This is a genomic window from Streptomyces sp. NPDC030799, assembly GCF_055572255.1.
Map to the genome: position 1 here is coordinate 190,431 of NZ_JBVIDS010000001.1, position 12,992 is coordinate 203,422.

Sequence of the window (12,992 nt, forward strand, 5' to 3'; positions counted from 1 at the left end):
GCCTTGATCACCGGCCGCGGGAAGATCACTGTTAGGAAAGTTTCCTATCGCGGTGCGAGGAACGTAAGCCCAGGAGGAAGGGGGCGTCAATAGACAGCGGCCCCGAGGTGACGGAGTTGTTGTCTCGGGGCCGGGGAGGGGGAGCGGTTGGGCGGTCTTGGGGTGTGCCGAACCGTTCCGTTACTTGCCCGGGGGCGTCGCCCGCTGCGGAGTGATCGGTGTCGTCGCGGCCGCCTGCGGCGAGTCCGCGTTGGCGAAGACCGACGGGGCCGCCACCGAGGCCGCGGGGTCGGGGATGTCCTCCGCGTCCTCGACCGACGTCGCACCGCCCACGATCCGGATGCTCGCCCGGTCGAACGCCCGCTTGATCCGCCAGCGCAGCTCGCGCTCGACCGTCAGCGCCTTGCCCGGCATCGTCTTCGCCGAGACTCGCACCACCATGGAGTCGATCAGGAGGGAGTCCAGGCCGAGCACCTCGACCGGGCCCCAGAGCAGTTCGTTCCAGGGCTCTTCCTTGCTCAGGTGTTCGGCGACGTCGTCGAGGGTGGCCTTGACCCGGTCCAGATCCTCGGACGCCTTCACGGTGACGTCCACGCCCGCCGTCGCCCAGCCCTGGGAGAGGTTGCCGATCCGCTTGACCTCGCCGTTGCGGACGTACCAGATCTCGCCGTCCGCGCCGCGCAGCTTGGTCACGCGCAGGCCGACCTCGATCACCTCACCGGTGGCCACCCCGGCGTCGATCACGTCACCGACGCCGTACTGGTCCTCCAGGATCATGAACACACCGGAGAGGAAGTCGGTGACCAGGTTCCGCGCGCCGAAACCGATCGCCACACCGGCCACACCGGCCGACGCCAGCAGCGGCGCAAGATTGATCTTGAAGGTGGACAGCACCATCAGCGCGGCCGTACCGAGGATCAGGAAGCTCGCCACCGACCGCAGCACGGAACCTATCGCCGCCGACCGCTGCCGCCGCCGCTCGGCGTTGACCAGCAGCCCGCCCAGCGCCGTGCCGTCCACGGCCTGCACGGTGCGGCCCATCCGGTCTATCAGCTTGGTTATCGCCCGGCGCACCGCCGCGCGCAGTGCCACCGCCACGACCACGATCAGCAGGATCTGCAGTCCCATCGCGAGCCACGTCGACCAGTTCTGCTCGACCCAGCTCGCCGCGTTCGTCGCGCTCTGCTGGGCGTCCTGGAACGACGGCACGGTCGGCGTCGACTGCGAGGGGGAAGGGGACGGGGTCGGCGACGCACCGGCGGCCAGCAGGACGGCGGGCAAGGACGACACGGCAGGTACCTCCAAGGTGCTGCGCGGTCCGTACCGGCGGGGCGGTCACGGTCTTCAAGGTCACGAAAAGGTCACCGGACGGACAGGACCACCACACTAACGGGGCATTGTGTGTGCCCCGCGCGGATCCGCCAAGGAGGGGCGCAGGAGAGACAGGGCTCACCTGGCTTGAACCGGCCATGATCCGGGGGATGAATCGGGTGTGGTCGAAAACACTCCCAGCCCGTTACCGGGACATGGTGGCGCTTCCACCAGGCATGAGGGGAGACTGACTGCAGATCGTCCCGGCGCGAGCCACGCGCCGCCGACGCCCAAGGAGGCACCCGTGCCGCATGTCCTGGTCCTCAACGCGTCGTACGAGCCGCTCGGCGTCGTACCGCTCCGCCGCGCGCTCGTCCTCGTCCTGGAGAACAAGGCTGTCTCCCTGGAGGAATCCGGCGCCTATATGCACAGCGCAACCGTCACAGTCCCCGCACCCAGCGTGGTCCGGCTCAAGCGATTCGTACGGGTTCCCTACCGGGGGCCCGTTCCTCTCACCCGCCGCGCGCTCTTCGCCCGCGACGGGGGCCGGTGCATGTACTGCGGTGGCGTCGCAACCAGCGTCGACCACGTCATCCCGCGCAGCCGCGGGGGCCAACACCGCTGGGACAACGTGGTGGCCTCCTGCCGCCGCTGCAACCACGTCAAGGCCGACCGTCACCTCGTCGAACTCGGGTGGCGGCTGCGGCACAAGCCGGCTCCGCCGACCGGGCTCGCCTGGCGGATCATCGGTACCGGGCATCGGGATCCGCGGTGGTTGCCCTATCTGCAGCCCTATGGTGCGGATGATGCCCTGGCCCGGATCGACGGCATCTCCGCCTGAGATACGGGCCGGTGTTTTCTGCGCCCCTCAGGGGGCGCGGTGGTTGTCGTGCGACGGCTGCGGGTGCTCCGCGGCCGGTCGCTCCCCCACGGAGAAGAAGCGTCGGGGCTCACCGACTGGGTCTCCAGCTGCCGGTGCGCCCGAAAACGGCCGCGAGTGCGGACGCCGTCACGGGGTAGGCCTGCCGTAACCCGTTCAAAGGCGCATCATCCGACGCGACCGATCGACCCACCCCGAGGAGACCCCCGTGGCCGCACCGGCTCGACTCTCGATCCCGGCCCAGTGCAAACCCGTGGCGGAGCCGTCCGCCACGACCGCCGAGGCACCGCTGTGCGTCTTCAGCGCGGAGGGCGCCAGCGCCCAGGCCCCGCTGACCAGCGAACCGCCCCTGCCCGACGCCGAGCCCCTGACCAGCGAGCCGCCGCTCGCCGAGGCCACCCCGCTGACCAGCGAGTCCGACGGCTTCGGCGCGGGGTTGTAGATGGCCGCGGCGTTCGAGGACCTCGCGGACGCGGAACTGTCCCGGCTCGCCGAGCTGCACGGGGTCGCCACCTCCTACAGCCCCGCCCCGGGCCGCGACGTCCCGGTCCCCGCCTCCGCCGTGGTCGCCGCGCTGGCCGCCCTCGACGTCGACGCGGCCGGACCCGACGCCGTACGCACCGCGCTCGCCGCCCGCGAACGCGCACTGCGCGAGCGCCTGCTGCCGCCGACGGTCGTGCACTGGTCCGGCGACCCGCAGGGCCCCGCAGCCCTCGCCGCGCTGCCGCCCGGCACCCGCCTGCGGGTGCGGACCGAGGAGGGTCAGGAGCGGGACGGGACCTGGAACCTCCCCCTCGGCGTGCACCGCGTCACCGCCACCGCCCCCGACGGCCGCACCGGCCATGCCCACCTCGTCGTCGCCCCCGACCGGCTGCCCGCCCCGCCCGGCCGCTCCCACGGCCTCCTCGTCCAGCTGTACTCCCTGCTCTCCCGCCGCTCCTGGGGCATGGGCGACCTCGGTGACCTCGCCGAGCTGGCCGGCTGGGCCGGACGCACCGCCGGCGCCGGATTCGTGCAGGTCAACCCGCTGCACGCGGCCGTACCCGGCGCCCCCACCGACCCCTCCCCGTACCGCCCCTCCTCCCGCCGCTTCCCCGACCCCGTGCACCTGCGGATCGAGAACATCCCCGAGTACGCGTACATCGCGGACCGCGGGCGGCTGAGCGGGCCGCTGGAGCGGGCCGAGCGGCTGCGCGCCGCCGTCCTGGACAAGGGCGCCCTCATCGACCGCGACGCGGTGTGGGAGCTGAAGCGGGAGGCACTGGAACTGGTCCTCGCCGTCCCCCTGGGCCCCGGCCGCCGGGCCGCCTACGACGACTTCCGCGCCGCCCACGGCCAGGCCCTCGACGACCACGCCACCTGGTACGCCCTCGCCGAGACCCATGGCCCCGACTGGCACACCTGGCCCGAGGGCCTGCGCGACCCCCGCTCGGCCGCCACCGCCCGCGCCCGCGCCGAGCTCGCCGACCGGATCGAGTTCCACGCCCGTCTCGCCTGGCTCACCGACGGCCAGCTGCGCACCGCCCAGCGCGCCGCCCGCGAGGCCGGCATGCGGGTCGGGATCGTGCACGACCTCGCCGTCGGCGTGCACCCGGCCGGCGCCGACGCCTGGGCGCAGCAGGACGTGTTCGCCGCCGGCATGTCCGTCGGCGCCCCGCCCGACGCCTTCAACGCCCGCGGCCAGGACTGGGGCCTGCCGCCCTGGCGCCCCGACCGCCTCGCCGGCTCCGGATACAGCGCCTACCGCGACCTCCTGCGCGCCCTCTTCCGCTACGCCGGCGCGCTGCGCATCGACCACGTCATGGGCCTGTTCCGGCTGTGGTGGGTCCCCCAGGGCAGCCCGCCCACCGGCGGCACGTACGTCCGCTACGACGCCGACGCCATGCTCGCGATCCTCGCCCTGGAGGCCACCCGCGCCGGAGCCGTCGTCATCGGCGAGGACCTCGGCACCGTCGAGCCCGGCGTCCGCGAGACCCTGCAACGGCGCGGGGTCCTCGGTACCTCGGTGCTGTGGTTCGAACGCGACTGGGAGGGCGACGGACGCCCGCTGCCGCCCGACCGCTGGCGCGCCGACTGCCTGGCCACCGCCACCACGCACGATCTGCCGCCCACCGCCGCCCGGCTCACCGGCGACCACGTCGACCTGCGCGACCGCCTCGGCCTGCTCACCCGCCCGGCCGCCGAGGAACGCGCCGAGGCCGTCGCCGACACCGCCGAGTGGCTCGCCCTGCTCGGCAGCCTCGGCCTGCTCGACCTGACGGCCGCCGGGCCGCCCGGCACCGACGAGGAGGAGGAGATCCGCGCCGTCCACCGCTTCCTGCTGCGCACCCCAGCCCGGCTGATCGGCATCTGGCTCCCGGACGGTGTGGGGGACCGCCGCCCGCAGAACCTGCCGGGAACCTGGGACCAGTACCCGAACTGGCGGCTGCCGATCGCGGACCGCGAGGGCCGGCCGGTGCCGCTGGAGGAGCTGACGGCAGCGCCCCGGCTGCGCGCCCTGCTCGATGTGTTCACGCAGCTCAGGGGTGGGTGAACGCCCGGTACAGGACCCCGCCCGCGCGGCCTTCCGGGTGATTCGCTAACTTGAGATCGTGGACAAGAAGAACGCCCTGCGCGCCGGCGCCCTGGCCGCCGGTACGACGCTGATGATGCTGCTCATGTCGTCCCCCGCGCTCGCGCTGACCCGCGACGACGGCGACGACCCCGGCCATGGCCTGAGCGTCATCCAGACGCTGGGCCTCTACGTGCTGCTCCCGATCGCGCTGTTCGTGGTCATCACCGGACTGGTGATGGCGCTGGACAGGTCCAAGGCCAGGGTCACCACCCCCTCGTCCAGGGCGAAGTCCGCGGCCAAGGCCTGACCGGACACCGCTTCGATCGCCGGGGGCACCTGTCCTCCCACCGGTACGCGCGTGATGCCGTATCGCGGTGAGGACGGTGCCCCCGGCGTTTTTGCCTCCGGCGCGGGCCCATGGCCGCAGGTCAGCCACGGGGCAGGAGGAGGCGGGAGAACGCGGTGGTGGCGAGGAGGAGGCCGGCGACGGCGAGCAGGCCGACGCGCATGCCCGGAAGGGAGAAGCCGCCGTCGGCGCCGGAGAGCAGGCTGCCGAAGAGAGCGACGGCGAGCGCGCCACCGGTCTGGCGGAACGAGTTGAGCAGCCCCGACGCGGTCCCCGCGCGCTCTCCCGGGACGGCGTCCATCAGCAGCGCGGTCAGCGCGGGCACCACGAGCGCCCCGCCGATGCTCAGCGGCAGCAGCAGGACCAGCACCAGCCACACGGGTGTGTGCGCGGCCAGCGGCAGCATCGCCAGCATCGCTCCGGTGAAGATCAGCTGTCCGGCGACGATCACCGGCCGCCGCCCGATCCGCTCCGCCAGCCGTGGCGAGACCAGGTTGGTCGCCGTCACCACCGCCGACATCGGGACGAACATCAGCCCGGCCGTGATCCCCGACATCCCGCGCAGCTGCTGGTAGTACAGCCCGAGCAGGAAGATCCCGCCGTAGAAGGCGGCGTTGACGGCGAAGCCGACCGCCAGCGGGACGGCCACCCGGCGGTCCGTCAGCATGTCCAGCGGGACCATGGGCCGGCGGTGCCGGGCCTCCACCACGCGGAAGGCGTACCCGGAGACGACGGCGATCGCGGCGGCGGCCGGCACCGGGCCGCTGGTCCAGCCCTGGTGGCCGCCCTCGATCACCGCGAAGGCAAGCCCGGCCAGGGCCAGTACGGCGGTGAGCTGGCCGCCGCCGTCCAGCGCGGCAGGCCGGCGCGGGGAACGCGGCACGCGGACCAGCAGGCCCAGGATCACCGCGCCCACCGGGAGGTTGAGCAGAAAGACCGCCCGCCAGCCGGCCGAGTCGGTGAGCAGCCCGCCCAGTACCGGGCCCGCGGCCATCGCCACCGAGCCGCCGACCGTCCACAGCGCGATGGCGCGGGCACGCTCCCGGGCGTCCTCGTAGGAGTGCCGGATCAGCGCCAGCGAGGCCGGCAGCACCACAGCGGCGGCCCCGCCCTGCGCCACGCGCGCGCCGACGAGCACGCCGATGCCGGGCGCGAGCGCGCAGCCGAGGGAGGCCAGGGTGAACAGGGCGACGCCCCAGGCGTAGGCGCGGCGGGCGCCGGCGCGGTCGGCGAGGGCGCCGGCGGAGAGCATCAGGGCCGCGAACATCAGCGTGTACGCGTCCACCACCCACTGCAGTCCGGCCATCCCGCCGCTGAGGGACTTGCCTATCGCGGGCAGGGCGATGTTCACGGCCGAGACGTCGATGGTGATCACCGTGAAGCCGAGCAGCGAAGCGATCAGTGCGACGCCGCCGCGCCGCGGCACGGCGGGCGCGTCGGCGGGCGGCGCGGCTGGTCGGGACCGGTGCGGATGCCGTCGCCGGAGTGCGGGCACCGACGACTCCTGGCCGTGCCCGTGGGCCGACGCGGTGGACGAGGACGAGGACGAGGTCGCGGAAAGGGAAGGGGTGGACCGCATGGTGAACTCCTTTGGGCAAGGGGTGATTGACGCGGGATCAGGGGAGTGGGCGGGCGGCTCCGGTCCGCGGGGGCCGCGGTCCTGTGCCTCGCACCCCCTGGGCCCCGGCGGCCGGGCCGCCCGCTGCAGGAACAACTCTGCGTCGCCACGCGGCCGTCCGGCAGACCGGGCTGTTCCCGGGGTGCGGCGTTCCAGGCCCTGACAGGGCCCCCCACCTTCCCGGCCCGCCTGCCACAATGGGCCGAATGGCAGCAGCAGACGCACGGGGCACCGAGCTCGGCAGATATCTCAAGGCCCGCAGGGCGCAGGTCCGCCCGGAGGACGTCGGCCTCCCGGTCGGCGCGGGCCTGCGCCGCACTCCCGGACTGCGCAGGGAGGAACTGGCCGCGCTGGCCGGGGTGAGTGTCGACTACTACATCCGCCTGGAGCGCGGCCGGGAGACCAATCCCTCGCCCGCCGTCGTGGACGCCATCGGCCGTGCCCTGCGACTGCGCGGCGACGGTTACGAACGCCTGCACGAGCTGGTGGAGTTGGCCTCCGGCCGGATCGCCGAGCTGCCCGCCTCGTCCGACAACACCGTCCGCGACTCGGTGCTGCGCATGCTGGAGTCGGTGCGCCCGCTCCCCGCCTATGTGGTGAGCCGCTACAACCGCGTACTGGCCGCGAACCCGCCCGCCCGGCGACTGCTGCCCGGACTCTGGGACTGGCCGCAGGACCAGCGCAACCTGACCCGCTATCTCTTCCTCCACCCGGTCGGCCGGACGCTCTACGAGCCGTGGGAGGAGACGGTCGCGCTCTCGGTGGCGCATCTGCGGGCCGTCGCCGGGGCCGATCCGGACGACCCCGAGCTGACCGCGCTCGTCGGTGAACTGGTGCTGAAGTCACCGGAGTTCGCGCGGCTGTGGGAGCGGTACGACGTGTGCGAGCGGGGCGGTGGGCAGAAGTCCTTCCGGCATCCGAAGGTCGGACCGATGACCCTGACCTACGAGGTCATGCGGCTGGCCCGGACGGGCGGCCAGCGGATGGTGGTCTACCAGGCGGCCCCCGGTACCCCGGACGAGGCGGCCATGTGCCGCCTGGACTGCGCCGACGCCCGGCCGGAGTCGGTGCCCTCGGGCCATCCGGAGCCGGACGCCGAGCCATGGCCCGCCCCGACGCCGTCCCCGGCCCGCACCTCCACCGGCTGAGCCCGGGCACCCGTTCGTCCGGTGCCGCGGCGGTGCGCTCGGGGGCGTCGGGGTGGTGGCGGTGCGGCTCAGGGACTGGGCGCCGTCAGATACCGCTGGACGGTCGGCCCCAGCCAGGCCAGCAGTTCCTCGTGGGTCAGCTCCCGGGCCGGTGGCAGGCGCAGCACGTAGCGGGTCAGGGCCAGCCCGAGCAGCTGGGCGGCACACAGCGCAGCCCGGGCGGGGGCCTGCTCGGGGTCGGGGCACACCTGCCGGGCCACCGGCAGCAGCTGGTCCCGGAAGATGCCCTGCATCCGTTCGGCTCCGGCCGGGTTGGTGACGCCGACCCGGAGGACGGCCGTCAGCTCCTCGTTCTCCTCCCACAGGCCGAGGAAGTGGCCCACCAGCTCCCGCCCGACCTCGTCCTTCGGCACCCCCGCCAGATCGGGCAGCCGCAGATCCAGCGCGACGGCCGCCGCGAACAGTCCCTCCTTGCTGCCGTAGTAGCGCATGACCATCGACGGGTCGATGCGCGCGTCCTTGGCGATGGCCCGGATGGTGGCCCGCTCGTAGCCGTCGGCGGCGAACCGCTCGCGGGCGGCGTCGAGGATGGCGGTACGGGTGGCATCCGAGCGGCGTGCCTGGGTGGTCCTGGTGCTGCCGGTCATGCCAACGAGCGTAGGCCAACAAATGTGTGCCAACAAGTGTTGACTTCCTCCGCAGCCCGGTCCTACCGTTGCCAACAAGCGTTGACCAACACACGTTGACCAACAGGCGTTGGCACCCAGGAGGCCACCATGAACGGCACCAAGGGAAACATCATCGTCGTCGGCTCCGGCCCCACCGGCCTGCTCCTCGCCGGTGACCTCGCCGCCGCCGGCGTCTCGGTCACCGTCCTCGAAAAGCGCCCCCACACCGTCAGCAACCTCTCCCGCGCCTTCGTGCTGCACGCCCGCACCCTGGAGCAGCTCGACGCGCGCGGTGTCGCCGACGATCTGGAGGCCGTGGGTCGGCCCCTCGACCGCCTCCGTCTCTTCGGCCGGCTCACCGTGGACCTCGCCGCCCTCCCCTCCCGCTTCCGTCACCTCCTCGTCCTGCCGCAGTACGAGGTCGAGAAGGCCCTGGAGCGGCGCGCGGTCGAGGCGGGCGCCGACTTCCGTCACGAGACCGAGCTGACCGGGCTCACCCAGGACGCGGACGGGGTGAGCGTCGAGGTGCGCGGCCCCGAGGGGCGCACGGAGACCCTGCGCGCGGCGTATGTCGTCGGCACCGACGGCATGCGCAGTGCCGTACGGGACGCGATCGGGCTGCCCTTCCCGGGCAAGTCGGTGATCCGGTCGGTGGTCCTCGCCGATGTCCGGCTCGCCGAGAAGCCGCCGGCCCTGCTCACCGTCAACGCCGTCGGTGACGCCTTCGCCTTCCTCGCGCCGTTCGGCGACGGCTACTACCGGGTGATCGGCTGGCACCGCGGCCGCAATGTCCCCGACACCGAGCCGCTGGACCTGGCCGAGATCCAGGAGATCGCCCGCCTCGCCCTGGGCCGGGACTTCGGGATGCACGACGCCCGCTGGATGTCCCGCTTCCACAGCGACGAACGGCAGGCGCCCGCCTACCGGGTCGGGCGGGTCTTCCTGGCCGGAGACGCCGCGCACGTGCACACCCCGGCCGGCGGTCAGGGCATGAACACCGGGCTGCAGGACGCGGCCAACCTGAGCTGGAAGCTGGCCGCGGTCGTCACCGGGCACGCGGATCCCGCCCTGCTCGACACATACCAGGCCGAGCGGCACCCCGTGGGCCGGGCGGTGCTGCGCAGCAGCGGCGGGATCGTCCGTCTCGCCATGGCCAAGCGTCCCTGGGCCCTCGCGGCCCGCGCCGCGCTCACCGCGTTCCTGAACGCCGTCGGCCCCGCCCGGCGCGCGGTCGCCGCCCAGATCACCGGCATCGGCTACCGCTACGCCGCGCCGCGCGGCGCCCACCCTCTGACCGGCGCCCGCGTCCCGGACGTCGCCCTGGCCGGCGGCGGCCGGCTGCACGAGGCGCTGCGCGGGGGCCGGTTCGTGCTGATCACCGCCGAGCCGTACGCGGCGGACCCCGCCCGCGCGGACCGGCTGGCCGTGGCGCACTGGGCGAGCGACCGCCGTACGACCGTGCTGGTCCGCCCCGACGGGTACGCGGCCTGGGCCGCCGACTCGGCCGCCCGGGCGGACGTCGAGGCGGCGGTCGCCGCGCACGTCGGCGGTTAGTGCGGCGCCTCCAGGGTTCCGGCGAGCAACTCCCTCAGCAGGTCGGTCAGTTGGCCGACCTGTTCGTCGTCGAGGAGTGACAGGGCCTGGGTCTGCACCGCGAGGCCCGCGCCGACCGCCCGGTCGATGACGTCCAGCCCCTTCTCGGTCAGCGTCACCTTCAGGCCCCGGCGGTCGTGCGGGTCGGGGGAGCGGCGCAGCAGTCCGGCCTTCTCCAGCTTGTCGAGGCGGCCGGTCATCCCGCCGGTGGTGAGCATCAGGGTGGCCGACAGCTGCCGCGGCGAGAGTGTGTACGGCTCGCCGGCGCGGCGCAGGGTCGCGAGGACGTCGAACTCGCCGCGGGAGATGCCGTACGGCTGGTACGCCTTCTCCATGCGGTCGCCCATGGCCCGGGAGAGGCGGTAGATCCGCCCGAAGACCTCCATCGCCCGGTAGTCGAGGTCGGGCCGCACGGCCGCCCACTGGTCGACGATCGCGTCGACGGGATCCTTGCCTGCACTCATGGTCCGAGTATCGCCTCCCGGACGGTCGTCAGCAAGAAAGTAGCTTGATGGAAAGTCGCTTAGTGTTAAGCTACTTTCCACCAAGCTATTTCAAGGGGGCAGGCATGGAGACACGAAAGAGGGAGCGCATCCCGGGTGAACGGGCCCTGCCGCTCACCGCCTCCGTCAACGGCGTCGGCACCGGTATGTACGTCCCGTTCACGCTGGTCTTCTTCCACGCCGTGACCGGGCTGTCCTTCACGGTCGTGGGCGCCGTGCTCACCGCCACCGGCCTCGCGGGCATCGCCGTACTCCCGCTCGCCGGGACGGCGGTGGACCGATACGGCGCCAAGCGCGTGCTGTACGCGCTGTACGGCGTCCGGGTCGCCGGCTTCGCCCTCTACCCCTTCGCCCGCTCCCTCGCCGCCTTCGCGGCCGTGGCCCTGGTCACGGCCGCCGCCGACCGGGCCTTCCCCGCCGTACAGCAGTCCCTGATCGGTGAGGTGGCGCGCGGGGCGGGGCGGGACCGGCTGCAGGCGTCGACGCGCGCGCTGCAGAACGCCGGAAGCGGGGCGGGTGCGCTGCTGGCGACGCTGGTCATCTCCCTGGCGGGCAGTGCCGGTTACACGTACGCGGCCTGGGGCAACGCCCTCTCCTTCGCGCTCGCCGCGCTGCTGCTGCGGCCCCTGCGGCCGGTGCGTACGACCGGGGAGGCCCCGGTCCCGCACCGGGCGGGCGCCGGCTACCGGCTCGTCCTCGCCGACCGGCCCTTCCTGGTCGTCACCGGCGCCAACTTCCTGAACGCACTGAGCTATTCGGCCCTGTCGGTCCTCTTCCCGCTGTTCATGGTGGAGTGGCTGCACGGTCCCTCGGTGCTCACCGGTGCCGCGTTCACCCTCAACACCGTGCTGTGCGCGGTGGCCGGGGTCGGCGTCGGTGCGCGGGTCCGCCGGGCCGGTGCCCGGCGCACCCGGGCGGCGGCGCTGGGCGGGGCCCTGTTCGCGACCGCCTTCACCGCACAGATCGTGCTCGGCACCGTGCTGCCGACGTCGGCCGCGGTCCTGGGCGGCGCCGTGGTCACCGTGGTCGTCGTCTACACCCTCGGCGAGCTGATCCACAGCCCCGCCGCCCAGGTGCTCGCGGTCGAGACGGCACCCGAGGCGGTGCGCGGACGGTATCTGGCGGCGTACCAGATGTCCTGGTCGCTCGCGAAGGCGGTGGCGCCCTCCCTGTTCACGACCCTGCTCGCGCTGGACGGCCGGGCACCGTGGGCCGTGCTCGTCCTGACCTCGGCGGCGGCCGCCGCCCTCCTGATCCGCACGGAACGCCACCTGCCGCCGGAGGCGGTACGCCCGCTGCCGGCCGAGGCGGCACCCCTGCCGGCGCCGGTGGCCCGCACCGGCGCCCCCGCCCCGGCCCGGGCCGCTGTCCCTGTCCCGGCCGCCGCGTCCGTTGCCGTCACTGCCGGCCCGGAAGGGGTCCGGGCATGAGGCGATCCGCCACCGTCCTGCTCACCGCGTTCGCCCCGGTCTCCTGGGGAACCACCTACGCGATCACCACGGAACTCCTGCCGCCGGACCGCCCCCTGTTCACGGCGCTGCTGCGGGCCCTGCCCGCCGGACTCGTCCTGCTGGCGGTGACCCGGGTGCTGCCGCGCGGCGGCTGGTGGTGGCGGTCGGCGGTGCTCGGCGCGCTGAACATCGGTGCCTTCTTCCCGCTGCTGTTCGTGTCGGCGTACCGGCTGCCCGGTGGTATGGCCGCCGTCGTCGGCTCGGTTCAGCCGCTGTTCGTCGTCGGCCTCTCGGCGCTGCTGCTCGGGCAGCGACCGGCTCCGCGCACGCTCGTCACCGGCGTCGTCGCCGCGCTCGGCGTCAGCCTCGTCGTCCTCCGGGGCACCGGGACGCTCGACGCCGCCGGCCTGCTCGCGGCCGTCGCCGCCACCGCCTCGATGGCCGCCGGTACGGTCCTGACCAAGCGGTGGGGCCGCCCGGACGGGGTCGGCCCGCTGGCGCTCACCGGCTGGCAGCTCACCGCGGGCGGCCTGCTCATCGCGCCCGTAGCTCTCCTGGCCGAGGGCACCCCGCCCGCCCTGGACACCCGGGCCGTCGGCGGCTACGCCTACCTCGCGCTGGCCAACACGGCGGTGGCGTACTGGCTCTGGTTCCGCGGCATCGGCCGGCTCAGCGCCCCCCAGGTCGCCCTCCTCGGCCCGCTCTCCCCGCTGACCGCGGCCGTCGTCGGCTGGGCGGCCCTCGGCCAGACGCTCACCCCGGTGCAGGTGACGGGCATGGCGCTGGCCTTCGGCGCGACGCTGGCGGGCCAGCGCAGAAGCCGCCCCACATCGTTCAGTTTCTCTGAAACGAACCGTCGGAAAGTTTCGATGGACCTGACCGATCGTCCGCTGCGACGGTAGGGCACACAGCACCGGAAC

General features: G+C 73.7%; 12 protein-coding genes. 8 read left to right on the forward strand and 4 right to left on the reverse strand.

Features of this window, described 5'->3' with window-relative positions:
- Positions 1–180: 180 nt before the first annotated feature.
- Positions 181–1,290 carry a mechanosensitive ion channel family protein gene (locus ACZ41I_RS00830; RefSeq protein WP_399768956.1) on the reverse strand — a complete coding sequence of 370 codons (1,110 nt, stop codon included), beginning with the start codon at positions 1,288–1,290 and terminating at the stop codon, positions 181–183.
- A gap of 325 nt (positions 1,291–1,615) precedes the next feature.
- Between ACZ41I_RS00830 and ACZ41I_RS00835 the strand changes: the two genes are divergently transcribed.
- The 4 genes from ACZ41I_RS00835 to ACZ41I_RS00850 all read left to right on the forward strand — a co-directional run bounded on the left by ACZ41I_RS00835 (position 1,616) and on the right by ACZ41I_RS00850 (position 5,052).
- Positions 1,616–2,152, forward strand: a complete 537-nt coding sequence (locus ACZ41I_RS00835) for an HNH endonuclease (protein WP_360086768.1) — start codon at positions 1,616–1,618, stop codon at positions 2,150–2,152.
- A 247-nt stretch (positions 2,153–2,399) separates the two neighbouring features.
- Positions 2,400–2,633 (forward strand): hypothetical protein, encoded by a 234-nt coding sequence (locus ACZ41I_RS00840; RefSeq protein ID WP_363216881.1) that lies wholly within the window; start codon positions 2,400–2,402, stop codon positions 2,631–2,633.
- On the forward strand, positions 2,634–4,724 hold the full coding sequence (gene malQ / locus ACZ41I_RS00845) for a 4-alpha-glucanotransferase (protein WP_468512860.1): 2,091 nt from the start codon (positions 2,634–2,636) through the stop codon (positions 4,722–4,724).
- 58 nt (positions 4,725–4,782) lie between these two features.
- Positions 4,783–5,052: a hypothetical protein gene (locus ACZ41I_RS00850; RefSeq protein ID WP_399768960.1), complete on the forward strand. Its 270-nt coding sequence runs from the start codon at positions 4,783–4,785 to the stop codon at positions 5,050–5,052.
- A 121-nt stretch (positions 5,053–5,173) separates the two neighbouring features.
- Here ACZ41I_RS00850 and ACZ41I_RS00855 read toward each other — a convergent pair whose 3' ends face one another.
- Entirely contained in the window at positions 5,174–6,670 is a 1,497-nt protein-coding gene (locus ACZ41I_RS00855) for an MFS transporter (protein WP_468512861.1), read from the reverse strand.
- 245 nt (positions 6,671–6,915) lie between these two features.
- Here ACZ41I_RS00855 and ACZ41I_RS00860 point away from each other — a divergent pair, with 245 nt between their 5' ends.
- Positions 6,916–7,857, forward strand: coding sequence for a helix-turn-helix domain-containing protein (locus ACZ41I_RS00860; protein ID WP_399768964.1), 942 nt, complete (start codon positions 6,916–6,918; stop codon positions 7,855–7,857).
- A gap of 68 nt (positions 7,858–7,925) precedes the next feature.
- On the opposite strand, the gene ACZ41I_RS00865 is transcribed toward ACZ41I_RS00860, so the two are convergent.
- Positions 7,926–8,504 carry a TetR/AcrR family transcriptional regulator gene (locus ACZ41I_RS00865; RefSeq protein WP_399768966.1) on the reverse strand — a complete coding sequence of 193 codons (579 nt, stop codon included), beginning with the start codon at positions 8,502–8,504 and terminating at the stop codon, positions 7,926–7,928.
- 129 nt (positions 8,505–8,633) lie between these two features.
- Here ACZ41I_RS00865 and ACZ41I_RS00870 point away from each other — a divergent pair, with 129 nt between their 5' ends.
- Positions 8,634–10,079 (forward strand): FAD-dependent monooxygenase, encoded by a 1,446-nt coding sequence (locus ACZ41I_RS00870; protein ID WP_468512862.1) that lies wholly within the window; start codon positions 8,634–8,636, stop codon positions 10,077–10,079.
- Here ACZ41I_RS00870 and ACZ41I_RS00875 read toward each other — a convergent pair.
- Positions 10,076–10,582, reverse strand: coding sequence for a MarR family winged helix-turn-helix transcriptional regulator (locus ACZ41I_RS00875; protein ID WP_363214876.1), 507 nt, complete (start codon positions 10,580–10,582; stop codon positions 10,076–10,078). The genes ACZ41I_RS00870 and ACZ41I_RS00875 overlap by 4 nt on opposite strands.
- A 104-nt stretch (positions 10,583–10,686) precedes the next feature.
- Between ACZ41I_RS00875 and ACZ41I_RS00880 the strand changes: the two genes are divergently transcribed.
- On the forward strand, positions 10,687–12,051 hold the full coding sequence (locus ACZ41I_RS00880; protein ID WP_468512863.1) for an MFS transporter: 1,365 nt from the start codon (positions 10,687–10,689) through the stop codon (positions 12,049–12,051).
- Positions 12,048–12,974: an EamA family transporter gene (locus ACZ41I_RS00885; protein ID WP_468512864.1), complete on the forward strand. Its 927-nt coding sequence runs from the start codon at positions 12,048–12,050 to the stop codon at positions 12,972–12,974. The genes ACZ41I_RS00880 and ACZ41I_RS00885 overlap by 4 nt, the downstream gene beginning before the upstream one ends.
- The last annotated feature ends 18 nt before the right edge of the window (positions 12,975–12,992 follow it).

Coding starts and splice junctions, on each gene's coding strand:
- ACZ41I_RS00865 (WP_399768966.1), bottom strand. CDS start 8,504: ATGACCGGCAGCACCAGGACCACCCAGGCACGCCGCTCGGATGCCACC.
- ACZ41I_RS00860 (WP_399768964.1), top strand. CDS start 6,916: ATGGCAGCAGCAGACGCACGGGGCACCGAGCTCGGCAGATATCTCAAG.
- malQ (WP_468512860.1), top strand. CDS start 2,634: ATGGCCGCGGCGTTCGAGGACCTCGCGGACGCGGAACTGTCCCGGCTC.
- ACZ41I_RS00870 (WP_468512862.1), top strand. CDS start 8,634: ATGAACGGCACCAAGGGAAACATCATCGTCGTCGGCTCCGGCCCCACC.
- ACZ41I_RS00855 (WP_468512861.1), bottom strand. CDS start 6,670: ATGCGGTCCACCCCTTCCCTTTCCGCGACCTCGTCCTCGTCCTCGTCC.
- ACZ41I_RS00880 (WP_468512863.1), top strand. CDS start 10,687: ATGGAGACACGAAAGAGGGAGCGCATCCCGGGTGAACGGGCCCTGCCG.
- ACZ41I_RS00885 (WP_468512864.1), top strand. CDS start 12,048: ATGAGGCGATCCGCCACCGTCCTGCTCACCGCGTTCGCCCCGGTCTCC.
- ACZ41I_RS00875 (WP_363214876.1), bottom strand. CDS start 10,582: ATGAGTGCAGGCAAGGATCCCGTCGACGCGATCGTCGACCAGTGGGCG.